The 23,046-nt window shown below is 52.2% G+C and carries 30 protein-coding genes and 1 tRNA gene; 5 read left to right on the forward strand and 26 right to left on the reverse strand.

The features are described 5' to 3' along the window. Positions 1–445: 445 nt before the first annotated feature. The gene (gene mug, locus LZ634_RS19675) at positions 446–952 is read right to left on the reverse strand and encodes a G/U mismatch-specific DNA glycosylase (RefSeq protein WP_234508229.1); all 507 of its coding nucleotides are present in this window, start codon (positions 950–952) and stop codon (positions 446–448) included. A 127-nt stretch (positions 953–1,079) separates the two neighbouring features. Between mug and LZ634_RS19680 the strand changes: the two genes are divergently transcribed. Further along, a tRNA-Ile gene (locus tag LZ634_RS19680) sits at positions 1,080–1,155 on the forward strand. Positions 1,156–1,358: 203 nt separating this feature from the next. Further along, positions 1,359–1,856 (forward strand): hypothetical protein, encoded by a 498-nt coding sequence (locus LZ634_RS19685; RefSeq protein WP_234508231.1) that lies wholly within the window; start codon positions 1,359–1,361, stop codon positions 1,854–1,856. Between the two features lie 145 nt (positions 1,857–2,001). On the opposite strand, the gene LZ634_RS19690 is transcribed toward LZ634_RS19685, so the two are convergent. The 24 genes from LZ634_RS19690 to LZ634_RS19800 form a co-directional block, all read right to left on the reverse strand. Beyond that, complete coding sequence (locus tag LZ634_RS19690; protein ID WP_234508233.1) at positions 2,002–2,205, reverse strand: hypothetical protein; 204 nt, start codon at positions 2,203–2,205, stop codon at positions 2,002–2,004. Positions 2,206–2,380: 175 nt separating this feature from the next. Continuing rightward, positions 2,381–4,060, reverse strand: coding sequence for a hypothetical protein (locus tag LZ634_RS19695; protein WP_234508236.1), 1,680 nt, complete (start codon positions 4,058–4,060; stop codon positions 2,381–2,383). A 2-nt stretch (positions 4,061–4,062) separates the two neighbouring features. Continuing rightward, complete coding sequence (locus tag LZ634_RS19700; RefSeq protein WP_234508238.1) at positions 4,063–4,608, reverse strand: hypothetical protein; 546 nt, start codon at positions 4,606–4,608, stop codon at positions 4,063–4,065. Next, complete coding sequence (locus LZ634_RS19705) at positions 4,580–5,305, reverse strand: hypothetical protein (RefSeq protein ID WP_234508240.1); 726 nt, start codon at positions 5,303–5,305, stop codon at positions 4,580–4,582. The genes LZ634_RS19700 and LZ634_RS19705 overlap by 29 nt, the downstream gene beginning before the upstream one ends. 7 nt (positions 5,306–5,312) lie before the next feature. Further along, positions 5,313–5,531, reverse strand: coding sequence for a hypothetical protein (locus LZ634_RS19710; RefSeq protein WP_234508242.1), 219 nt, complete (start codon positions 5,529–5,531; stop codon positions 5,313–5,315). Between the two features lie 10 nt (positions 5,532–5,541). Then, positions 5,542–8,010 (reverse strand): phage tail protein, encoded by a 2,469-nt coding sequence (locus LZ634_RS19715; protein ID WP_234508245.1) that lies wholly within the window; start codon positions 8,008–8,010, stop codon positions 5,542–5,544. 11 nt (positions 8,011–8,021) lie between these two features. Beyond that, positions 8,022–8,660 carry a phage tail protein gene (locus tag LZ634_RS19720; RefSeq protein ID WP_234508247.1) on the reverse strand — a complete coding sequence of 213 codons (639 nt, stop codon included), beginning with the start codon at positions 8,658–8,660 and terminating at the stop codon, positions 8,022–8,024. Further along, complete coding sequence (locus LZ634_RS19725; RefSeq protein ID WP_234508249.1) at positions 8,653–9,837, reverse strand: baseplate J/gp47 family protein; 1,185 nt, start codon at positions 9,835–9,837, stop codon at positions 8,653–8,655. The genes LZ634_RS19720 and LZ634_RS19725 overlap by 8 nt, the downstream gene beginning before the upstream one ends. After that, entirely contained in the window at positions 9,834–10,163 is a 330-nt protein-coding gene (locus tag LZ634_RS19730; protein WP_234508305.1) for a DUF2590 family protein, read from the reverse strand. Before LZ634_RS19730 ends, LZ634_RS19725 begins: the two co-directional genes overlap by 4 nt. Continuing rightward, entirely contained in the window at positions 10,163–12,043 is a 1,881-nt protein-coding gene (locus LZ634_RS19735; protein WP_234508251.1) for a phage tail tape measure protein, read from the reverse strand. The genes LZ634_RS19730 and LZ634_RS19735 overlap by 1 nt, the downstream gene beginning before the upstream one ends. Further along, positions 12,040–12,183: a DUF6890 family protein gene (locus LZ634_RS22775; protein WP_414467753.1), complete on the reverse strand. Its 144-nt coding sequence runs from the start codon at positions 12,181–12,183 to the stop codon at positions 12,040–12,042. The genes LZ634_RS19735 and LZ634_RS22775 overlap by 4 nt, the downstream gene beginning before the upstream one ends. A gap of 47 nt (positions 12,184–12,230) precedes the next feature. Beyond that, entirely contained in the window at positions 12,231–12,488 is a 258-nt protein-coding gene (locus LZ634_RS19740) for a putative phage tail assembly chaperone (RefSeq protein WP_234508253.1), read from the reverse strand. Next, the gene (locus LZ634_RS19745; RefSeq protein WP_234508254.1) at positions 12,475–12,663 is read right to left on the reverse strand and encodes a hypothetical protein; all 189 of its coding nucleotides are present in this window, start codon (positions 12,661–12,663) and stop codon (positions 12,475–12,477) included. Before LZ634_RS19745 ends, LZ634_RS19740 begins: the two co-directional genes overlap by 14 nt. Continuing rightward, a complete protein-coding gene (locus tag LZ634_RS19750; RefSeq protein ID WP_234508256.1) occupies positions 12,635–12,967 on the reverse strand; it encodes a hypothetical protein in 333 nt (110 codons plus the stop codon). Before LZ634_RS19750 ends, LZ634_RS19745 begins: the two co-directional genes overlap by 29 nt. Beyond that, positions 12,967–13,308 carry a M15 family metallopeptidase gene (locus LZ634_RS19755; RefSeq protein WP_234508258.1) on the reverse strand — a complete coding sequence of 114 codons (342 nt, stop codon included), beginning with the start codon at positions 13,306–13,308 and terminating at the stop codon, positions 12,967–12,969. The genes LZ634_RS19750 and LZ634_RS19755 overlap by 1 nt, the downstream gene beginning before the upstream one ends. Continuing rightward, positions 13,305–13,598, reverse strand: coding sequence for a phage holin family protein (locus LZ634_RS19760; RefSeq protein WP_104446250.1), 294 nt, complete (start codon positions 13,596–13,598; stop codon positions 13,305–13,307). The genes LZ634_RS19755 and LZ634_RS19760 overlap by 4 nt, the downstream gene beginning before the upstream one ends. A gap of 9 nt (positions 13,599–13,607) precedes the next feature. Next, positions 13,608–14,063 (reverse strand): phage protein, encoded by a 456-nt coding sequence (locus LZ634_RS19765; RefSeq protein WP_234508260.1) that lies wholly within the window; start codon positions 14,061–14,063, stop codon positions 13,608–13,610. After that, complete coding sequence (locus LZ634_RS19770) at positions 14,060–15,187, reverse strand: DUF2586 domain-containing protein (RefSeq protein WP_234508262.1); 1,128 nt, start codon at positions 15,185–15,187, stop codon at positions 14,060–14,062. Before LZ634_RS19770 ends, LZ634_RS19765 begins: the two co-directional genes overlap by 4 nt. Next, entirely contained in the window at positions 15,184–15,891 is a 708-nt protein-coding gene (locus LZ634_RS19775) for a hypothetical protein (protein ID WP_234508263.1), read from the reverse strand. Before LZ634_RS19775 ends, LZ634_RS19770 begins: the two co-directional genes overlap by 4 nt. Then, positions 15,888–16,400, reverse strand: coding sequence for a phage tail protein (locus LZ634_RS19780; RefSeq protein ID WP_234508265.1), 513 nt, complete (start codon positions 16,398–16,400; stop codon positions 15,888–15,890). The genes LZ634_RS19775 and LZ634_RS19780 overlap by 4 nt, the downstream gene beginning before the upstream one ends. Beyond that, positions 16,397–16,849: a head completion/stabilization protein gene (locus tag LZ634_RS19785; RefSeq protein WP_234508267.1), complete on the reverse strand. Its 453-nt coding sequence runs from the start codon at positions 16,847–16,849 to the stop codon at positions 16,397–16,399. The genes LZ634_RS19780 and LZ634_RS19785 overlap by 4 nt, the downstream gene beginning before the upstream one ends. Positions 16,850–16,946: 97 nt before the next feature. Next, a complete protein-coding gene (gene gpM, locus LZ634_RS19790) occupies positions 16,947–17,648 on the reverse strand; it encodes a phage terminase small subunit (protein WP_234508269.1) in 702 nt (233 codons plus the stop codon). A gap of 3 nt (positions 17,649–17,651) precedes the next feature. After that, complete coding sequence (locus LZ634_RS19795; protein ID WP_234508272.1) at positions 17,652–18,674, reverse strand: phage major capsid protein, P2 family; 1,023 nt, start codon at positions 18,672–18,674, stop codon at positions 17,652–17,654. Positions 18,675–18,734: 60 nt separating this feature from the next. Next, positions 18,735–19,535 carry a GPO family capsid scaffolding protein gene (locus LZ634_RS19800; RefSeq protein ID WP_234508274.1) on the reverse strand — a complete coding sequence of 267 codons (801 nt, stop codon included), beginning with the start codon at positions 19,533–19,535 and terminating at the stop codon, positions 18,735–18,737. 172 nt (positions 19,536–19,707) lie between these two features. Between LZ634_RS19800 and LZ634_RS19805 the strand changes: the two genes are divergently transcribed. Genes LZ634_RS19805 through LZ634_RS19815 form a run of 3 tightly spaced genes read left to right on the forward strand, consistent with a single transcriptional unit; the run spans position 19,708 to position 22,849 of the window. Next, complete coding sequence (locus LZ634_RS19805; RefSeq protein ID WP_234508276.1) at positions 19,708–21,483, forward strand: terminase large subunit domain-containing protein; 1,776 nt, start codon at positions 19,708–19,710, stop codon at positions 21,481–21,483. Next, positions 21,480–22,529 carry a phage portal protein gene (locus LZ634_RS19810; RefSeq protein WP_234508279.1) on the forward strand — a complete coding sequence of 350 codons (1,050 nt, stop codon included), beginning with the start codon at positions 21,480–21,482 and terminating at the stop codon, positions 22,527–22,529. The genes LZ634_RS19805 and LZ634_RS19810 overlap by 4 nt, the downstream gene beginning before the upstream one ends. Further along, the gene (locus LZ634_RS19815) at positions 22,526–22,849 is read left to right on the forward strand and encodes an ogr/Delta-like zinc finger family protein (protein ID WP_234508281.1); all 324 of its coding nucleotides are present in this window, start codon (positions 22,526–22,528) and stop codon (positions 22,847–22,849) included. Before LZ634_RS19810 ends, LZ634_RS19815 begins: the two co-directional genes overlap by 4 nt. Here the strand turns inward: LZ634_RS19815 and LZ634_RS19820 are convergent. Continuing rightward, complete coding sequence (locus LZ634_RS19820; protein ID WP_234508283.1) at positions 22,823–23,017, reverse strand: hypothetical protein; 195 nt, start codon at positions 23,015–23,017, stop codon at positions 22,823–22,825. The two genes, LZ634_RS19815 and LZ634_RS19820, sit on opposite strands and share 27 nt — an antisense overlap. Positions 23,018–23,046: the final 29 nt, after the last annotated feature.

Genomic DNA, 23,046 nt, shown 5'->3' on the forward strand with positions numbered 1-23,046 from the left:
GTTAAAAACTATTAATTATCGAGTATTAATCCATGATAACTATAAAAACACTCATTCTATAAAATTTAAACCATAAAAATCAACAAGTTAAAAACAGGAAGACAGTCTAAAAACCAAACCAAAACCAGCAATATATTGCTTGTCAGAGGCTATATTTCTGTACATGTTTCGTACTAATACATTCAAGCCGTTTTACTTTTATTTTTTTCCCAATTTGCTACTGCTAAAAAAGGTAGATTTTGCAATCTTAGATCTCATTAATAATATTTACCAATGCGTAACTCCAGGAAGATTTTTTTCCTCTCCCTGGGAAGTGGCAGCGTGATATTTAAACGATGGGATACTGGCGTAAAATATAAATATCGCCGCTATTTATTGCTAAATACCCTCTTATCCTACAGCCAAGCAGTATCAAATACTCTCAGCCTCTCTTTCATTGCCTTCCCTAAAGACCTCGAGCGACTAACGCTTCGTTCAATTCCCGATAGGCTTCTACCAACTTCTCAAGTGAAGCACGGTTCAAACCGCTGGGGTTGGGGAGTACCCAAACCTGAGTAACGCCGATTCTCACATCCTGCTTGCCCCATTGCGCCCCGCGTTGATTGAACGCCCTCTCAAAGGCTTGTTTACCCAAAACAGCAAGGACGGCTGGTTGATACTCTTCGATTTTAGTCAGCAACTCACGACCGCCGCTCCGCAGCTCCTGTACGCTCACCTCACTCGCCTGCACCGTTGGTCGCTCGACCAGCTTCGTCACGCCGCAGCGGAACTCGAGCATTTGCTCCGCTTCTTCCGGCTTCAATTGACGATCGGTAAACCCAGACAGATGCAGTACTTTCCAGAAGCGGTTTGCCGGATGGGCGAACGGGTAGCCTAACGAGGAAGATGGCAATCCAGGATTAATGCCGCAGAACAGGACCCGCAGCCCCGTATCAATAATGTCTTTAACCATAATATCCTCAGCCGATACATCATCAGCTGAGTATAACGAATTGAAAATGCATTGTTTATAAAAACAGCATGTGCGCGCTTAATGCTGGATTGGTGCTCATTGTTACTTTATAATCCCCGGCTACTTAGGCCCCTTAGCTCAGTGGTTAGAGCAGGCGACTCATAATCGCTTGGTCGTTGGTTCAAACCCAACAGGGGCCACCAAATTTTAGCTTTAAAATCATATAATTAAGCCACCTTTTACCGGGTGGCTTTTTTGTTACCATTGGCCACTGTCCCCTTTTTGTCCCCTCATTTCAAAAGCGCCCCCTCTGGCCAACGGAACAGCCAATACAGGGTTATGCTGTTTTTTTACATTTTGGCCCTGGCTGGTTATGATTTAGGCGCAAATTTATAAGGAAATGATTATGGCGCTAACTAAATGTAAAGAATGCAAAAAAGAAGTATCTACCACCGCAAAGACCTGCCCGCACTGCGGCGTTAAAGATCCCGGCTTTGGTGCTAAGCAAAAGCTAGGCGGGTGTTTAATCCTGATTGTGATTGTCGTCGCGGTTATGTACTTCATCGGCAGTGGTGATGATAAAGAAACAGCAACTGCACCAAAGACATGCTCTAACACAGACACCCAATGCAACTATGACCAGAACCTGGTTGATGCTGTCACCAAATGCAAACCCCTTATCGAGCGTTCCGCAAAATATGAATATGAATGGACGGATGGAATTTTAGACACCATTTTTTCACACGCGCGAATTGATTCGAAAAAGAACCAACTCACCTACATCGGCGACAAAGTAAAATTCACCAATGGCTTTAATGCCAAAATGAACATGACGTATGCCTGCACCATCGACCTAAAAACCAAAAGTGTGGTAGATGTCAGCGTTCATGAAGGCAAACTATAACGTCACACTTTTCAGTTTATGAAAATCTGGTGAATGCCCTGCAGCCCGCTCCGCCTCTGGAATTGCGGGCTTTTCTTTGCCCGGCCTTCCAGCGCGGATTGATCTTCTAAATCTCACGTAAAATTAACTTTCCCCTTATTTTTCATCACGTTGATTTTTTACTTAGATCCTCCGCAGATCCTTCAAACTGAAAAACACTGAAATTCTTTTCACTCTTTTCAGTTTCCAGTCTCCGCAAAGCCGCCAGCACTGGCGCGGTCTGGCGATACCTTTTGAAGAAAAATCCAACTGAAAAATTTTTACGATCCAAAACCCGCAGGCGGGTGCGGTGTAGCGCCGTTTTCGTCATGGAAAGATTTATTTTGTCACGTTCAGGCGCAGCCAGCGCAGCGCTGTGCGCATGATCTATTTCAGGTATCCCGCTGGGTTGTCTGGGCTTGTGAGTGCGGCAGGTTGCGTTCTGTGGGCTGTATGGCGGGCATAAAAAAACCCGCATTACGCGGGCTTTCGTTCAGTGCTTTGGGCTACTGGCCAATGACTGGCGAATACTTGCTATTAAGCTGGTCAGCCTTCTGGCTGGCGGCACGTATGGCGCTGGCGTTCTCCGGCGCGCCTGTGTTGCTATGGGTGTGGCTGGCCGTTTGCTCTGCCAGCTGCTGCATCACATCCAGCGTGTCCAGCATCAGTTGCGCGATGTTCACGCTACCGGAACCAATCCAGACCACTGGCGCAATAATCTGCTGCTGCGCTGCTGCCACGCTTTTGCGAATACTCCCGATCTGCTCTGTAAGACTCCCGGAAATGTTCACATCCTGATCGCCGGCAATCTTCATTTCGGCATTGCCGCCAACATTGGCCAGCCAGTTTCCCTTCACTGCCTGGCTGTAATTGCCGGTACTGATTTGCACAATAGCGCCAGCCATCAACGTGGCAGCGCCCAGAACCGTGGTCTTATCCGTCGCCTTGATTGTGGTGTCACGGCTTACCAGCTCGCGCGCTTCCGTATCGGCTTTGATACTCCTGGCCATTGACGTTTCACTGATCGCCTGGTCAGTCTGGCGCACCCAATCCCCCGACTGCGTGACGCGCTGCGACACTTCCGCGCGCTGCTGCTGCAGCTGCTCCCCCGGTTTAATATCCGGCAGGCTGCTCCCTTCCGCCACGGTCTGGCGGATAAACGGCTTATCCGGCCTGCCCCCGGTAAATCCTACCTCAACCTTTGTACCTTCTGGCGGAAACTGAAACATCCCCGAATCATTCCCGGCCATCGGCACTGGCAGCGGCACGGCGTTATAAACCGGCGTCTGCTTATCCGGGTTGCCATCTGCGTCAAGCAGCTGCACGTTAACCGCATAGCGCTGCCGGAACGGATCGGCAAAATTACCACTGCTTACCGCTTCCGTTGGTGCCAGCACCCTGGCGAATTTCGGCAGGTGCAGACCTGCAGCCAGCTCCGGGTACTGGCTTTCAACCTGGCGCTGCAGCGGGCTTTTTTGTAGCGCTTCCCCCGTGGCTTTGTTGCGCGGCGTCCAGGTAACATCCATCGTGTCGTTATTCAGCTGGATACGCGTCACGCGCTCGCCGTTCATTTCCACGCCCGGCCGCAGACTCTGAACAACCGGCAACGTCATGGTATTGCCACCGCCCGCGCCCTGGCTGAACTCTGCCGGGATATCTACGGCTTTACCGGCGAATAATGACAGCTCCGCACCGCCAACATATAAACCGCCATCCGGCAGCTGATACCAGATGTAATCCGTGATACCAAAGGCTTTGCCCAGATTGCTTAAAAGCTGGTAGCCGGTGCCACTGTGGGTGAAGTGGGGGATCGGTTTATCTGAATATTCTGCATCTGGCAAGTTTACCGTAATGCCGCTGTTCTCTTCCAGCCAGCTGGCCACTTTGCGCAGCGTGGGATGCTGAAACGAACATGGCCACGACTTTTCAAAGACGCCGACCAGCTCACGAACAAACAGACGCTGAAAGCCGTTTTCTGCCGGTTGCGAGCGCTCAACATAGCCGGTAAACCAGCGCAGGATCAGATCGGTGTAACCCACATCGAGGCGCACCAGCCTGCCGGTATAGTCCTGGGTAGTCTGTGCCGTAATGAACCCACGGCCGCAGCTGTTCAGCTCCAGAACCAGTTTTGCATCGGCAATATGAACTTCATCACTGGATAAATAGAGTCGTTTAACAGGTTTCATGCTTACCCCAGCGCATTATTGACCGGCTTAAGCACTTTGCGTTCAAACCACGTCATTTTCTCTTCATCCTCGGCGGCATCCTGCCCGCCCCCGGTTCCCGCCCCGCCTGCAGTCTGCTTTTTGGCAGTGGTTTTGCTGTCTGTCCTTGCCTCTCGCTTTTCCTGGACGCTGATATGTTCCGTCAGCGTAAACGTCACCAGCCAGGCCATTTTCCCATCCTGCTGGGGCGCATCGAGCGATCCCGTAAATGTTGCCTCACGGAAATTAACCGCCCGCGCCAGTTCATGGGCTACGCGGTATTTCTGCCGCTGGCCGCTGCTGTCGGTAGCCGTTGCCAGTTCGAAAACACGCGAAAGCACGTCACGCGCTTTGAACGGGATTTCTCCCGACACGCGCAGTTCTTTGCCTTTGACGCCCTGCTCTGATTTCGTCGTGGCGCTGGTCTGGCCGGACTGGTCTTTATCCTGAAATTGCTGCGTCAGTGTGACACGCATATTTTTCAGAGGGATCGCTTCGCCATTAAGCGCCAGCGTTGTAATCGAGGTCATGAATCATTCCTTTTATCCCGTCGAGGTTATCCCCGACCAGCATCATGGCTGCAGTGTGAACGGCAGATGGCAGCGGAATATCTTTAACCAGCGCCAGCAGACTTGTGGCCAGATCCCCGCTGGCCGTAAATACCCAAGCCCTGGCTGATTTTGTTTTCAGGTCATCCAGACCGCTGGCAATCTCCTGCATTAACCCGGTGCGCAGCTGCGCAAAATCATCAAGCTGCTTTTGTAGCGCATCCATATCAACCGGCAGCGCCGAATCTTCCTGGGCTTTCTTTACCGCTGCAGCGGCCAGTGCCGCCCGATTTGTTGGAACCGATAGCGGCATGGCCACCGGCAGGCCACCATTTAACCCGGCCGGGATCTGCATTTTTTCGCTGGCCAGCTGCGCGGCGGATTGCGCCAGACGCTTAACCTTCGTAAAGGCCGGTGCGGGAAATACATCAACCAGCTGGGTAAGGCTGTTCATAAAGCTGTCATGCGACTGACTGGCCACCATAATGATCACAACGTCAGAAGCGCCGCCGATACCGGCCGCTTTTTCAGCAAGGTAAGCCACGGCATTGGCCGGGCTGAGGTATGCGCCGTTTTCCGTCTGCTGCCCCAGCCCATACACCCACGGATGCGCCGGGATGATTGAGCATTTAACACTGCTAACTTGATCGCTAAACCTGATATTGCTATACGCCCACATATATTCTTTACTCTTCGTTATCTGGCGCGATTGCCATTAAACCAAGACCATCCGATAAATTGATTAACTCACTCATTGCAACGCTTTGCCGCTCCATCGCCGCAAGCTGTTCATTATATAAAGCACGTTCCTGCTGGGAGCACCCGGAAAAATCCGCAGATGAAACAAACGCGCTCATTTCATCAATTTGTTTGCGCAATTGTACAAACAGCTCACTTAAATTCATACATACATCCTTATCGATAAATTGTTCCGCTAGCGGAAACAGTATTTACGGTAGTATTAACACCACCCGTCACGCCATGTGCTGAAATAATACCACCGCGACTAACGACAACATCTGTAATCTGATCAACAGCAATGTCTCTTCGCACGTTTGCATTTGTTATGGAAATTTTCCCGCCATCACAGGCATAAACACTATAATTAGCAGAACCATGCACACCCACATTATCAGCAGAAATGTTTGCGCAATACTGGGAAACAATTCCATAATTCCCGCCTGCAACAATAGTTGAATCACTGATATCAGCGGTACTTCCATGTAATACCTGCACAGCCGTCCCGCCAGATAACTCATGATTTAACGACATTCTGCGGCCATTAAAATTTGAGGATTCATCAACATAAATACCAATTGACGTTCCTGTAGCACCCGACATAACACAATCTGTCGCCTGAATTTCAGCATTTGTTGTAGCCCGGCAAATATTCGACGTACAAGCCCCACCAATAACGCCGGACTCCACGATAACAGACCCCGAATAATTAGCCCGAATACAATAAAGGGGTGTTGTCGTTGTATTGACCGCATGACAACTTTGCGCCTCTATCTCTGAATAGCGCCGCGCTGAAATATTCGTCTCAGTGCAATTATCTGCAATCACTTCCTCTGCCGCGATTTTAGAACCGCGCTGTGCTGAAATCCCAAACCGCGACCCTGAGCAATTGCCTCTTGTGACATTCAGTAATGAACTCACCGCAGCATAAAAGCCATAATTTAAACCATTCTGGCCATCCGCAAACTCTGCATTTAGCACGCCTGATTTTCTGGAGGCAAACCCGGCACTGCGCGTTGACTGCGCTCGCGCGCTGGTTGCGTCAAGAACACCGCCATTGGCAACAAAACCATTGTAACAACGATCCGCAGAGGCATATTTAACACTCCCTGTCGCCCCGGCGTACACAGAAACACCATCGCCACCACAGCCATTCCACACTGAATAGTCAGCATCAAACACCGCGCCATGAGAAGCAATCAAACCCGCGCCAAAAGAATTAATACACCCTTTATCAGCATTAACTTTAACTGACGAACCTGCACCAGAAGCAAAAATAGCAACTGATTTGTCCTGTTCTTCACCGTTACGTTGCATGTCAAATAAAACATCGACAACCGGAAATTTTGCGCCATTACGTGCGCATAGCGCAGGGTAATAATCACCAATGGGCAGGGTTAGCGCCAGCCTGTCAATTTTCACAACATCTTTTGATGTAATAGTGATAAATGACAAATCAGCAAAATCAATAACAATCTGCTCTTTCAGAATAAAACCGGGTAGCAGTTCAACAGAAATACCTGTATTTCCTTTTGATAAAACATATCGCATTTCAGATACAGAATAAATGGCCTCTGACAGACTGGAAAAATCTCCCCCCAGCCCTACAGTAACAACCTGTGAGACACGCGACTGTTTGATAAACTGAGAGTCCAATTCACCCAGACCAAGGCGGTTGACTAATTCAGGCGTATCAGCCATCGCAATAATATCCCGACCAAAAAGGCTAATATCTGTTTTATTCAGTCGTGTGGTTTCATCAAAATAAGGGATGGTATCTGCCTCAGCCTCCCACACTGAAAACTGTGCCACAGCATTTGACGGGCGCAAATCAACAATAGAACCGTCCGCTAATACCTCAGCGACTGCAAAAACATAATGCTGTTCGTCCTCCACAACATAATTCACTAATGAATTTGCAACGGTAATTGTTGAAACCGCATCCCATACACTTGTCAATGTCCCTTGCCAGCACACATCCACCCAAATTTTAGATGGCTTATCTGTAACCGTCACAGTCTGATTAAAAAGTAATTCAGCGCGTACACCTTCAATATACGCAACGCCTTTATTGACCTGGTATACCCCATTTTGACCCGACACAAGAAACGCATCATTAATAAACGACGCCACGCCATACATATCAATATTTTCTTTGCGGATACGTTCATCAACACCGTTCAGGCGCGCGGTGAAGTCAATCTGCCAGGTATCAGCAGGCGTAATAATTTGCGTCTGCTGGGATGCCCCGTTGTATTCCATCAGGAAAGAGCGGGTTAGCACGTTCCCCTGCTGGCCGGATTCCGTTTTAATTTTCTTCTGTGATGGCGCATGTACAATCATGGCAATCACACCATTTGCTTTATTGAGCAGACCCACCCAGTTAAATTCGAAATCACCCACATCAGCGCCCAGCACCACGGAATACACAACGGCGTTGCTGTTCACCATACCCGTTTTACTGACAGCCTGGCGGTGTACGATTTGCGACGCAGGCGGTAAACCTTCGGTACGGTCAATAGGATCGGTAATATTCAGGTCTGGCACATTCGCGAAAACAAATTCATCCAGTGTGACCACGCCGCCGTTGGCCGCTTCCTGTGCCTTGAGCGTTTCAAAGGCTTGTGTGATAACGGTCTGACTCATAAAAGCACCTATTATAATTTTGCGCCAAAGACGGCGTTATTTTCGTTTTGTGATACAGCAGGAAACGTCACGTATTCCCCGTATTCCCTGTCAGTACCGGACACAGATTCACGGGCGCTGTAACAAATCAGCTCTCCGTCATCCCAACCGGCATTGATAAAAAGTTTTAATGTTGTCAGCACTTCATACTGGTATCGGCGGCAGGTGCGCCCGTACTGGCGGATAATCTGGATCATCAGCTCAGAGTTGGCAGCTAGCTGGCTGTCAGAAACGCGCACCGTGATAATGTCCCAATCAATACCTGGCTGGCGCTCGACCAGCTCGACATAGCCGATTCCAAGCCGTTCAAAAATCGCGATAAATCCAGCGACGGAACCCGCATCACTCGCATTAACAAAGGCGTAGGCCACGCGCCTGCGGAACAGCTCCAGCGGCTCACCATCAAACCGGGTAATATCACGGTCATATGCCAGCAGGCGCAGAAGCGGTTCCGGACAGACCAGCGGATCAAACTGGTTAACCGGCCAGGTGATCCAGCCGTACACCTCCGCCCAGAATCGGCGCATGACGGCCAGCAGCTTGCCCGGCTCGCCTTTACTCATCCAGAACGGCAGCGCCATCCCGGCCATTTTTTTCAGGAAGTCAGTCATTGGCCAGCCCCACCGTCAGCGAGGCAAGGCTCGGTACATCCAGCCCGCTGGTAATATCTTTCAGCGAAAATTCAACGGAGTCCGTCTGCGGAAACTGCCGGTGAATCTCGCGCCCCAGCTGCGAGAAAGAAAACCGCGAATATGGCCACGTTTTTTTCACGTCAAAATCCGTGTTTTCCCTGAATGCGCAACGGATCAGGTTTTCCACCCCGGTTTTTAACGCTGCAGCGTCCTCCGCCGTCATATTGCTAATGCTGGCCACATAAACCGTCACCGCCAGATCGTGACTGGTTTCCGGCATGGCAAAACACTGCAGGTCGTCACCGTGGCCATGATTGCCCTGCGCGTTGATATAGTCATTCACCGAATCAACGAACGGCGCAGACGCCACGCCCGAATCAAGCAGCAGGTAGGCATTGGCCGTGCCTGGCCCACGCGGCGCATCATGTTCAAAGAAAATGCGGTCGATACTCAGCGCAGTAACGGCGGCAATCATTGACCGGTAAACCGCATCAGTGTGGTAATTTCCTACCAGGTTAAACTGATTGCGGCAGCGCTCGCGTAATTCGTCGTCGCTTTCCTCGTCTGCACCCGGTTTTGTCAGCCAGTCCTCTTCACTCGCCACCTGGCTAATCCCATCAACGGCCACCGGCAGAATGCGGTAATACCCCGGCGCTAAGTTATACGCGCCCCCGGTTTCCGTCGCCCGCACAGCGATCAGCGCGCTGGCCGTGCCAGCCGGGATCACGACATCGGCCACCGTGGCCAGCACATACACTTTCCCGTTAATTCGCTCTGTCTGCACCAGCGTCCCGGCCTTGACCGTTGTCGCCGTTTTGGCGTCGGACTTGATAAAGCGGATCACACCCTCGGCCGCGCTGGCGGGCTTCGCCGTCACGTTCACCGCCCAGGCCAGCAGGCGCAGAAGCGCGCCGCCTGCCGTGGCAACAAACATATTCGTCAGCACTACCGCCACCAGGGCATCTTTCAGCCACATCACTGGCGCGGTCACAATCGCGGTAATCAGACGCCAGAACGGCGACATGCGTGATGTGTTCGTTACCATCCCTTCATCGTTCACGATGGCATTAAAGCGGGCTTTCACCTCATCTTCCGTCACCGGCATCCCGCTGGTTTTCAGAACCTCTTCAAAATCTACCTGCGGCTTTTCCGTCATAAATCCACCCGTGAAGAAATGCTGCCAAAATCGTAAGTGCTGGCCGTAACCCAAAGCCGCGCCTGGCTTTCTTCGCTAATCGCCGCCGTTCCCGGCACAATGCGTTCATCACTTTCAATCAGCAATTCCAGCTGGGTGAAAATATCTGCGCGCATCGTTGGGCTTCGCTCCGCAATTAATTGCGTCACCAGACCACTTTCCAGAATGGAATGAACAATATCCTGCCCAATGCTTTTCCGGTTGTTGCACAATTCCGGTTCATTACCGGCGTTAAGAACAAAATCACCGTTTTCAATAAGCAGATCGATATAAAGCAATTCACTCATTAATTCAGCTCCTGCCATTCCATTAATTGCCCCGGCGTCATTGCATCCTGTGTATGGAAATGAACCTCGCCAATTTTCCGGCTGTTATCCGTCACCGCTTTTGAATTACTGCTGATTGTTTTATTGATACCACCCGGTTCAATGCCTTTTAAATCCCCGCCAGTCGAAAGCGTATTTGTTAACGGTGAGGCGTTATCACCTGCCGTTGAAATATTCACGCCGGGAATTTTATTTAGCTTTTCTACAATCCAGTTCCATGACTGCAGGAAACCGCCTTTAATGGTCTGCCAGACATTATCAAACAGTGAAACAATCCCGCTGGCCATTCCGCTTAATGCCTGGATAGGTGAAAAGCCGGTAAGCATGGCGACAAAGTTATTCCAGCCATCAGTGATAAATTTCCAGGCGGTATCCCAATGCTTAACCAGCAGATAAACACCTGCAGCCAGCGCAGCGATGGCACCAATAACCAGCAGAATAGGCCAGCTCATAAAGTTGATCGCAATGCCGGACATCATCGCCGCCATACGAACGGCCAGCAGCACACCGCGTAACGCGGCAAGTGAAGCCTGCCAGACAACAACCGCTTTTTGCGCCATCCAGAGCACAGCGGTATAAATCAGCGTGACGGATGACAACATACGCCATGCACCTGCCAGCCCCAGCATGATGAATTTTGAAACACCCATAACGATATTTACCGTCGCCCCAACAGCGGCAAAACTCAGTAAAACCATTGCCGCGTAACCTACTGCGCGGGCGATATTGGGAAACATCTGCATCCAGCGGGCAAAAGTCTGCCCCATATCAGCCAGGCGGTTCAGCATTGGATACAGCACCGGGATCAGCGTCAGGCCAATGACGGTTTTAATCGCTGTCAGGATGGCCACAAAGCGATCCCACGGCTTGACCATCTTGCTGGCCATTTCCTGGGTGCGTTTAAGGCCATCAGCGCCGCCCAGCTCCGTGATATTTCGCTGCAGCACAGCAACATTGCCGTAAAGATGCTTAACGACTGCAGAACTATCACCAAACGCGGCATCAAGTTCCGCCTGTGCTTTCAGGTTCCCATCCAGGCTTTTGCCGTATTTCCCCTGCAGCTTAATCAGCATTTCAGGCATCGACAGCATTTTGCCGGTGGAGTCGGTAAACGACAGCCCCAGTTTTTTAGCACCATCTAGCGCGCCAGTCATGAAGCCTTCATAGGCGCTGCTGGCTTCCGTTCCCAGCGTCCTGTTTAGCTGCCCCAGCACGGCCAGCTGTTCATCCAGCCCGACGCCGTAGTTAGTACCCACGCCGCGCGCGCCTTCCATCAAATCTTTGATAGTGGACATTTCCGCGCCAAAGGTCTTACGCATGTACACCATCTTGCCCGCCAGCTGTTCCGCAAACTGGACTTTGCCCAGGCGTTCCGCATCGGCGGAGAAGTTACCAAACATCTGCCCCATAAATTCTGACGTATCGGCAGCGGTGGATTTAAGGGCAAACGCCAGCGTATTGGCGATTTTCGTCACTTTCGGCAGTTCACTACCGGTCAGCCCGGCAATGGAAGCATTAATGTTTTCAGTGGACTGAACAAACGCCACCGCGCTGGCGCCGTAGGTTGTACTGAATGCCAGGGCATCACGCTGCACTGTTTTCAGCGCGCCATCATCGATCCCTTTTGCCGATGCATCATTAAGCGCATCAAACATTTCGATGGCTGGCGACAGCGCGCCCTTAATGGCCATACCGACACCGACCAGCCCCAGCACACCGCCGCCAATTTGCTTAAATGCCGCATTGGATTTTTCAGCAAAGCCCGTGATATTACCCTGCACCTGTTTTAATGGGCGCGATAATTTATCAATCAGGCTTAATGTAAAATCTAACTGTTTCATTCAGTACCTTTAAATGCCGTATTGATTCCGTTAGCTATGGAAATAGACATGTTTTCCCAATAACGATTATCCAGCCAGATAGCGGCGGCTATATCATCGACGGTATCAACACCCTGCGGTAAATAATGGCGGCGTAATATTAAGTATTGTTCGAGTCCGTTACCCTCAACCCCCCGGACTCGATTACTTAGTTTTTTACTTCAATTTCCAGTTCAGGCGCGTAAATTTCATTTACCTTTCCGACAAGCTGCAGCGCCGCGCCCGGACGTTTTAAAATTTCCGCCAGTGCTTCTTTATTTTCTGGCGCAACAATACGGTTAAGGTAGTTATGCGCAGGCGATACTTTGTTATCCATCGCCATTTCATTAATAAATTTGTTGTAGGCGGTCTGGTTCGGTTCAAAAACAATATCCACACCACAAACTGCCAGTTTAATTTTTTCCATTTAATAAATTCTCTCGTAGATTAATTTCATCGACTAGCTGGTTATGACGTGCAGCGCACTGCCCGTATATATCCAGATAAATAATTAACAGCTCTGCAGCGTCACGCCCCTTTGTTCCGGTCAGGCGCGGCAGCTGCGCGGTGCACTTAGTTTTCAGGTTTTCCTGATAACGCACGTTCGGCGCTGGCGGCGGCGTCGTTGTACATGCCGACAAACTCAGCAGACAGACAAACGTTAGTAAATACCGGCTTAACCACTTCGGTGCGTATTTCACGCGGTGGCGCATTTTTCAAAGCCTCCAGCTGGTCTTCCAGTTTTCGCCCCGATTCGCTGGCCACATCTGCCAGTTGCTTGCCGGTGGCGGTGGCCGTTTTGCTAATGGCCAGATCTATGCTGTCACGCTGCCAGGTTGCCGCCTTCCAGCCTCCGGCAAACGCCAGTACGCAAAGCACTACAGCGACCACGGCCACACGGTTCATCAGCGCACCCCTTCATGTTCCAGACTGAAGTGATTGCCATCTGGCCTGGACTTAAAACGCCCGCCCCAGCTGCCGCCGATAGATTCCCAATACTCACCCAATGCCCGGTAATCTTCGGTGCGGGTCATGTACTGGCCATTAATGAACAAATTGAAGTCAACGGCCAGACGCCTGGTGTGCAGGCTATTTGAAATACCGCTGCCATTTTTCGCATTCAGCGCCGCCTGTTCCGGCGTTCGGTAGGCTTCACCAAACGTCAGGCGATAGCCTTTTTCTTCCGCCCAATGGATCAGATTGCCAATCATCACCGTAAACAGCTGCTGCTTTTCGCCTAACGTCATTGTTTATCGCTCCCCGTACTTTTCCCCGCCGCGCGGCGGCGTAACCACAATTCAACGGCCTGATAACCGGCAATACCCAATGCCGCCCCCAGCCCCTGTACCGCCAGTGGGCTGGCATCAGGGATCTGAATCAGCACAGCACCGGCAATCACTGCCACAAAGCTGCCCAGGATAACGCGACTGATAAACAGGCGCGGCGTGATGGGGTCATTACTGGCCAGCACCTTGGCCACAGCGATTAACGCGCCCATAATCAACAGCGAATAAAGGCTCTTTTCATGCTCCTGCATCCCTTCCCCTTAACCGATCAGGTTTTCAGTGGCTTCCGCTTCCAGATACGGGACGCCGTTGATATTCACGAATTTCGGACTGGTCACGAAATACTTAATTTTGTGCGTGGTGACGCTGCCGCCCTTCGGATCGATATCCAGCACATTCGACAGCTGCTGCTTATTACCGAACGTTTCCACCTTGATTTCCTCACTGCCGGCCTTGGCGTAAAAGAGAAAATCAACCGGCGCAATACCGCGCCACGAACCGGCCGCACGGGCTTTTGCCGTCAGCACCTGCAGCATCTTAGTGCTGACTTCAATTTCACCTTCCGCCGACACATCACCATCAGTGAAGCCATCAGGCACACCACGGGTCTGCGCGGCGGCGGTGTTATCGGTAATATCGAGAGAAATTTTCTCGATATGAATAAGATCGCCATCCAGATAGCAGTCAAACGACTGGCCAGAAATGCGCTTGCTCATGCGGTAGCCTCCAGACTGGCATCCAGCATCAGGTTAATCGTGATCTGCAGCGGCACTTCATACGTGCGCACCACAATGTAAATATCCACCGCCTTTTTGCTCTTCCAGGCAATCGTCACATCCCCATCCTGCGGCGGCTTCACTTCGCCAGGGAACGACACGCCGTTAATGCTGGCGGCGGTGGACATTTCGCGCAGCGGCTTCATGAACAGCGACTGATTGGCCGCAATACTGCCCGGCGTACTGTTCAGCGCACGGTCTGCAATCTTGCCAATCGCCAGCAGGCGGATACGGCGCGCGGCTTTATCCGCAATGCGCAGCGTTTCAATGGATTGATAATCCCCGCCTTCAACGTCCAGGGTGCGGCCATCAGCCCAGTAAAAGCCGTCGTAATCCGGATACCACATCGGCACACTGAAACGCTGCATTTCCAGCGCCTGCAGCGTGGCCAGCTCCAGCACTTCCCCGTTGCCGTCCAGTGGCATTTCATCGCTGCCCAGGCTCACCAGCGCACCGGTTTTCACCCGTGCCGGACTATCGGCAATCGTCACGGCACGATTGCAAAGACGACCAGCCAGCACGGCGGGATCGTTACCCCACAAACGCGGAACCAGCTGCACGGCCTTTTCTGCAATACCATCCTGCAGCGTGGACATGCGCGCCAGGTAATCCGCCTGCGCTTCATCTTCCTGCACCCCCTGCGCGGCCAGGATGAACCATACCCAGCGGCCAAACTTCGCAATCAGTTCAGATCGCAGGGCAATCGCCTGGTTAATGGTGGCTTTCGTCGAAACATCATCAGACAGCAGCACCCCTTCAACCGAGCATGAAGCCTGCGCCGCTCTCACCGCGCCCACCCATGCATCTGGCTCAGCATCAGCAGCCAGCACATGAACGAACCCCCACCAGTTCTGGCCAGCGTTATCCAGTGCCGCCATCACATCACTTTTCAGCTGGCTGTCACTTTCGCCCAGTAGCTTGTCAAAATCGCTCTGGGTATTCACCGCCAGCGTTTTGCCTACGTTCACAGCGCCTTTCCCGACAAACAGCACACAGCGTTCAACTTCGTTAGTCTCGCCCTGCAGCTGGTTAATCTGGTTAACGCCAACATTTGGCCAGGTCATGCTTTCCCCTTAATATCCTGCGCGTTCACGTTCCAGCCGTAGCCTATGGCCTGCAGCTGCCGCGCCAGCGCTTTGTTAAATTCATCATCTGACATACCCAAAAATACGCGGGCAGGCAGATCGATAGTCCAGCTTGTTTTCACCGTTTTGCCGCTCAGCTTCCTGATCAGAAGCCCCGCCTGGTCATAAGGCATTGAGGCAGTTATTTCGCCCAGGGCTGGCTTTTTCCAGCGCTTCCCCCTGCGCACCTGATACCCCAGCGCACGCAATTTCTTTGCCTGCGCGGCCGTTGCCAGTTTTCCCGGCTGGCCTTTCTGCGACTGGCTGGCGCGATTGACTCGCACATGCATCCCGTTTTGTTGGGCATAGCCCACGGTGCCAGCGGGTACAGGCTTTTCACCGTTCCGATACCCGCCGCCCTGCAGGTAGATTCTTACGGCCTGCATTTCCGGCATTTCCCGGATGTGCAGCAGCTTCGGCATATTGCGCAGCATCTTCCCTTTGCGCTTTGTTTTACGCCCTGGCCACGCAGTGCCATCCGGCGCGGCCTGATTTCGCACATTGCGCTTTGCCGCTGCGATAACGCCATATTTGGCCATACGCCACAGCAGGCGCTGCCGCTTACGTGATGGCAGCTCCATATCTGCCAGCGCCTTGCGCAGCTCAGCCAGCTGTTTTTTATTCAGCTCGCCGCCCGCAATCATTCCGGTTCACCGAGTGGCGCACCGGCCTGATCCACGGCGTACATATTGCCGGTGACTGCCGTCCAGATTTCGGCGCTGGCCAGCGACCAGCGTTTGCCTTCCCATGGAATAGCGCCGTTTTCGTCCTCACGGATCACCAGCTCTTCCACCATTGGTACGGTCAGCACGACAGTGGCCGTTTCTTCGTCCTCCACCGTGACATCCCACTGCGGATCGGTTTCCGTTATCCCGACATCATCAAACAAATCGCGATCGGCCTCATCCAGCCACACGGCCATCAGCGCCATCAGCAGCTGCGGCGCGCATAGCCGGTATGGGAAACGCTCCCAGCTCAGCACCGCGTCATAACGGATAACCGCCAGGCGGTACTGCTCCAGCCCCAAATCCTTAGCGGCCGATATGAACTCCATTTCATCCAGTACGCTGTCAAAGCTCTGCATTGCGCGCACTGGTACGTTCTGCTGAAAAAAAGCGGTCAGGTTTTCAAGCTGCGTTTGTGTCTCGCTCATACCTTTTTCACCGTTGCGCGCTTAAGCCCTTTCATGCGCCGGATCACCACAGAGGATTCCGTAAGCAGGCTGGCACGGGTTTCCGGGCTTTCCTGCCCTGGATGGCTATCACGCCGCCCCACAGTGGCAAATTCCCCCATCAAATCCGCCTTTCCCCTGGCAAATACCGCTTTTATGTACTGCGCACACAGGCCATTCAGCCCGGCCATTGTTACCCCCGGCACATCTGCCGCCTTGGCGTACCCTTCTACGCGCCAGCGGGCTTCAACGTTCTCCAGTTCGGCATTCACTTCCACGGCAGCAGCAAGCAGCGCCTGCGCCATAGTGGCGGCGGCAATATCAACCGGCAGTGACCGCTGTTCCTGAAAATCTTTAAGATTCAGATCTGGCCAAAAGCCGTTATTCGTTAGCGGTTCATTCTGGTATTCCAGTGGCTTGCCACTAAACATAAATCCCCCGAAAAAAAGCGGGCTGACCGGTTTCCACGGCGCAGATGCACGGTCTGTGCGCTGCCCTCCACCGCGCCCGCTTGGCTGTCGGTAGTCGTTAACCCTGCGTCAATTTGCGCAGACGTGCGGCAATAGTCTGCCGGGCGGTTTTCACGCCAATTCTGAAATAATGCTTTTCAGCGATAGCCAGCAGCTGATCGGCCTTTTCCAGCGTTTCCACATCATCCACGGCCGCTGGCGTTTTCTGGCCATCTTCCCCGCGCAGCAGCTCCAGCCCGGCAAACTTGAACCATTTAGCTGTAACCTGCTCATGCAAACGCCAGGTATTCGCCACGCGGTCAAAGGTGCGTGAGAAATACGGCTCAATACTTTCTCCGCGCCCGGCAGACTCCTCCGCCCAGGCCAGCATCGTATCGGCCACAAACGTAGGGAAATTGCTGCGCAGCCGTTCCGGTGTGGCCTGCTGCTGGCTGATTGCGATATCAGCCCAATCCAGCGCCTTTTCCAGCTCGCCTACGTCAAACAGCCAGATCACGCACCAGGCAAGAATCGGGTTGGCGTAGTTCTGCCCGCTGGCCAGATAGGCTTCCACGGTAGGCATCCAGCGCGGCAGCAGCACATCACGCTTTAACACGACACGATCGGCTATCACCGGCAGGCTTCTTGCCAGCGCCACATCTTTTTCAAGCGCAGCAAGCAGCACATGCATGCTTTCGCGGCTATCCACCGCCTGGCTTTGTTTCAGGCGCTGTTCTGTGGCGATTCGCTGGCTGTGCCGTTGCGCGGGAGAAAGTGCCATTTATCAGCCCTCCGGTTGTTCGGTGACGGTGCCGATTGTTACCGCGTCTTCATCAATCGCGGCATACAGCTCCGGCTCTTCAACCGCATAGCCTTCGTTGCGCAGGTATTTGTTTTCGTACTGCTTACGGTCTTCAACAAATTCCGCTTTACGCTGGCGCGTGTTGCGCTGGGTGTAGATGTGCAGGTTACTAAGCGGTGTAACCACCATGCGTTTACCCGGCATGAACGGCGGGATAATGGCCTTACGGCCTGCAATGGTGCTGCCCAGCATCTGCGCCGCAATCTTCTCAGATGGACGGTCTGCAGCCTGATACAGTCGATACTGTTCCGCCGCCACCAGGTCAGCGCCAACCAGCACCACCAGGCGCGGGTCATTACGGAATTGTGCCGGGATTTTGGTGTTAATCAGATCGGACGCCATTGCATCAAGGCCGCGGTAGTCGCCTTTGTCGTCCAGCACAATCGGATCGGTCATAATCTGATTGCCGCCGTTGAAAGACTTCATCCGGGCATGCCAGCCAATATTCACATCCTCGCCCATCGGGTTTGCAGTCGGATCAGTGGTCTTGGCCACGCTGGTACCGTTGAAACCGATGCGCAGCATATCCAGCGCAAACGCCTGATTAGAGAAGGTCTGAACCAGGTTGAAAAACTCGTTTTCTTCACGCCCGGCGTTAGCCCAAACAGAAAGCAAATCCCAGCGCAGCGCGGCGCAGCTGTCAGTTTCAACCAGCTTATAATCATTACCATCGACACCCACACGACGCATAAAACGCCCGGACTCATTACGGCCGGTGTGCAGCGCAGAAGAACCCACGGAAATAACCTGGCCGGACAACTGATCCACATCGGCGCAGGTAATCATGTTCAGGAACTCGACCGCCTCCAGCAACGCCATACGCAGGCTAGTTTCTTGCGGATCGGTTAACGAGAAATAAAGGCTCGCATCTTCCTGGCCGTAACTTTCAGCCAGACCGGAGCAATATTGCTTCATCAGGCTTCGTGCACGTTGATTTAAAAACATAAAACTCCCTCGCTATAACGCGATAAATTAGTTAATCGTTAAGGTGTTACGCGTGGCGAATTAGATGTATTTAAATTTGCCTGCTTTCCCCGGAATATTGCGCGATTTATTACCACCGGGCTTTTTATCCAGAGCGCTAAAACGTTTAACAATTTCAGATGCATTATCGCGAATAGCGGAAAACTCTTCTGTATCCACGACCTCAGCAATTGTTTCTACATCTTCCGATACAGAATTAAGCTGGGTTTCAATTTTACCCACACGGCCTTCAAGCTCATTAAGAGCGCTAGCCAATGCCTGAAGTTTGTCGTCACCCGCTGGCGCATCACCCTGCGTTGTTTCCTCTTCAAACTTCGGCTGAATACCAAACAATTTCTGCCAGTTCTTCATTTTCTCTTCCTGTTTAATTTTGCCATCATGGGAAATTACACATTTGTAATATCCCCGCTTCGATAACTTGCGCCGCGTGCTAAAGCGCAGCCGTGTAGTGCCAACACTGGCGGGTGTATCAGTCACCGCCAGCCCCTTCAGGTACGTGCGCCCGCTGCCGCGCCAGTTCTCTTCCGGTTCGATAGAGAAGAAAAGCAGCTGATCTTCATGATTGGCGAAAATCAGACGCATATTAGGACAAAGGCTTACATACAAACGCGCCAGCCCATCATCACCATCGCGCCAGGAGGTTTCCAGCACCTCACCAAAATTGCCGCAATCATCTTCATGTTCTGGCCAGATTAATGCGACGTAGTGGCTATAATCGTAGGTTTCCCCCATATCAATAATCCACTGCCGCTTAATATCCCGCCCATCAACGGTATCCCCTTCGGTAGCAACACACAGCCAGTCAGTTTTTAAATGCGACACATATTTTCTCCCCTGCCGACTTACTGAATATCCTGCTGCGAATTGAATTATTGCGAATTAAACCCGGCAGCGCATTACGCTTTATTCTGTTCAGTTCGGTTATACGCCATTACCGAACAGTCACGAATTAACCCCGCCGTTTTTTATCTCTGGCCACGGCATAATTAAATCTATGGCTAAATACTCAGAAGAATTAAAAGGCGTTGCGCGCGCTCTTTACCTGCGCCGCTATACACCTAAAGAAATTGCATCAGAATTAAATCTGCCGAACGCGCGGATCGTTTACTACTGGGCTGAAAAAAATGGCTGGGCTAATTTGCTCAGCCACGAAAGCACAGAAGAGGCGATTGAACGCCGCTACCAGCTGCTGGCCAGCCGCGACAATAAAACCGATCTCGACTTAAAAGAAATGGATTTGCTGATTGCTCACGCCACTAAGTTGCGCGCACAAAACAATAAGCATAAAGAGAAGATGGCCACCGGCCAGGGGAATGGGCAAGCAGCTGCGCCGCGCGACGGTGACGACGACGAACCGCGCAGTAAACGCAAATACAAGAAAAACGATATTTCATCACTCACCCAGGACGATTTCGACACCTGGGCAGATGAGCATCTTTTTGGCTATCAGAAGCACCTGCGCCAGAACATTGGCCAGGCGGTGCGCAATATCCTGAAAAGCCGCCAGATCGGTGCAACCTGGTACTTTGCATTTGAAGCGTTTGAAAATGCGGTCATGACCGGCGATCCACAAATCTTCCTGTCAGCGTCAAGAGCACAGGCGGAGGTTTTCCGCTCTTACATCGTCAACATTGCAGAGCAGTATTTTGGCATCACTCTGACCGGCAACCCGATCCGCTTAAGCAATGGCGCAGAGCTGCGCTTTCTTTCTACCAACAAAAACACCGCGCAGTCATACAGCGGTCATTTGTACTGCGATGAATATCTTTGGGTGCCGAACTTTGCGCGCCTGAACGAAGTGGCCAGCGCAATGGCCACACACGACAAATGGCGCACCACCTACTTTTCCACGCCTTCCGCCAAAACTCACCAGGCGTACCCGTTTTGGACCGGTGAAGAGTGGAAGCAAGGCAGCAAGAAACGCAGCGCCATCAAATTTCCGTTATTCGATGAAATGCGCAACGGTGGCCGACTCTGCCCGGATGGCCAATGGCGCTACATCATCACGATGGAGGACGCGATCGCCGGTGGCTTCAACCTGGCCAGCATTGAGAAGCTGCGGAACCGATACAACGAAACCACATTCAACATGCTCTATATGTGCGTTTTCGTGGACAGCAAAGATTCTGTTTTCAGCTTTTCCGACCTGGAAGCCTGCGGCGTTGAAATTGAGACCTGGCAGGATCACGAACCGAACGCGGCGCGGCCGTTCGGCAATCGCCCCGTATGGGGTGGCTTTGACCCGGCGCGCAGCGGTGATTTGTCCTGTTTCGTGATAATCGCCCCGCCTGAACTGGCCGTGGAGAAGTTCCGCGTACTGGCAGTATTTAACTGGAAAGGCATGAACTTCCGCTGGCAGGCAAAGCAGATCGAAACCCTGTTCAAAAAATACAACTTCACCTATCTGGGCGTCGACGTGACCGGCATCGGCCAGGGTGTTTTTGACAACATCCAACACTTTGCCATGCGCGTGGCCGTTCCGATTCGCTATGACCTGAACACCAAAAATCAGCTGGTACTGAAAGCCGCCGATGTGGTCGAAAGCCAGCGTATTGAATGGGATAAAAACCTGAAAGAGATCCCGGCCAGCTTTATGGCCATTCGTCGCACCACCACGCAAAGCGGCAATGCAATGACCTTTGTCGCAGACCGCAGCCCCGAAACTGGCCACGCGGAATCATTCTGGGCGATTACTCACGCCCTGCACAATGAACCGCTGAACTATGAAAACAAACCAAAATCCCGCTGGGGAGTGAAGAAGGCAGCATGAAGAAAAAGAAATTTGTGAAACGCGGGCAGCGCGCCGAGCAGTCAAAAAAAATGAGCATCATTTCTTTCGGCAAACCGGAACCGATTCTGACCACCGGCACGGATTACCGTGATATCTGGTATGACAATGGCGCAGACCATTTCACCCTGCCGATTGACCGGCTGGCACTGTCACAGCTGATTAACCTGAATGGCCAGCACGGCGGCATCATCCACGCCCGAAAAAATATGATTATGTCCGACTATCAGGGCGGCGGTCTGACGTATGACGAACTGGAAGCGGCAACCTTTGATTTTTTGACCTTTGGCGACGTGGCGATAGCCAAAGTGCGTAATGGCTGGGGTGACGTTATCGGGCTGGAAGCGCTGCCCGGTCTATACCTGCGCCGCCGCAAGGTACGCGAGGAAGATCGCAACGTGCCGGGGGATTACGTGGTACTGCAGGAAGGTGAGCCGCTGATTTACCCGGAAGAGGACATTATTTTTATCAAGATGTACGACCCGCAGCAGCACATTTATGGCCTGCCGGACTACATCGGCGGTGTGCATTCCGCGCTACTGAACAGTGAGGCAGTCATTTTCCGCCGTCGCTACTATCACAACGGCGCACACACTGGCGGCATTCTGTATACGCGCGACCCCAGCATGACAGATGAAATGGAAGAAGAGATTGAACAGCAGCTGCGAGACAGCAAAGGGATCGGTAACTTCTCCACCATCCTGGTGAACATCCCGGGCGGAGAAGGTGACGCCATCAAGTTCATCGAAATGGGGGATATTTCCGCAAAGGATGAATTTGCCAGCGTGAAGAACATCAGCGCGCAGGACATTCTGAACGCCCACCGCTTCCCGGCCGGGCTGGCGGGTATCGTTCCGCAGAATACTGCCGGACTTGGCGACCCTGAAAAAGCAGAGCGCGTGTATAAAAAAAGCGAATCGCGCCCTATCCAGCGCCGATTTGCGGCAGCGGTTAACAGCGATCCCGAAATTCCTGCACACCTGCACCTGAATTTTGCCGATGAATCAACTGATAAGGGTGCGGCATGAGGCAAAACAGGCTAAAATCCAGGCATATTTTGACGGCCGGAGAATGGAATATGCGCGTACTAAAAATTGAATGCCCGGAATGCGGCGCAAAGGCCATCATTCGTAAAACTAACCGGAAACACCGGCAGATTGCGGATATTTACTGTGCCTGCTCAGATGTGGAGTGTGGGCATACTTTTGTAATGAATTTAACTTTCTCCCACACTCTCAGCCCCAGCGCGAAAACGGGTGATGCTCTGGTTCAGCAGCTGCTTAGCTCGCTTTCACCGAACCAAAAGCAAATGGCGCTGGACTTACTTAAAGCCGCACCCGCCGCGTAAAACGCCCCCGTTCTGGGGGTTTTTTATTTCCACTCGCATTCCTTCAACAATCTCACCAATCCAAACTAGTGCGATCGTCTTTTCCTTTGTGCTGCTGTCGCTGACATGGGCGATTTTTGCCAGCAGTTCAATGCGCTCCAGCTGTGCTGTCGCCTCTAACATATCCATGAAGCCCTCACGAAAACGATATACTGTAT

The organism is Kluyvera intermedia (genome assembly GCF_021440345.1).
Classification (GTDB): Bacteria; Pseudomonadota; Gammaproteobacteria; order Enterobacterales; family Enterobacteriaceae; genus Kluyvera; species Kluyvera intermedia_A.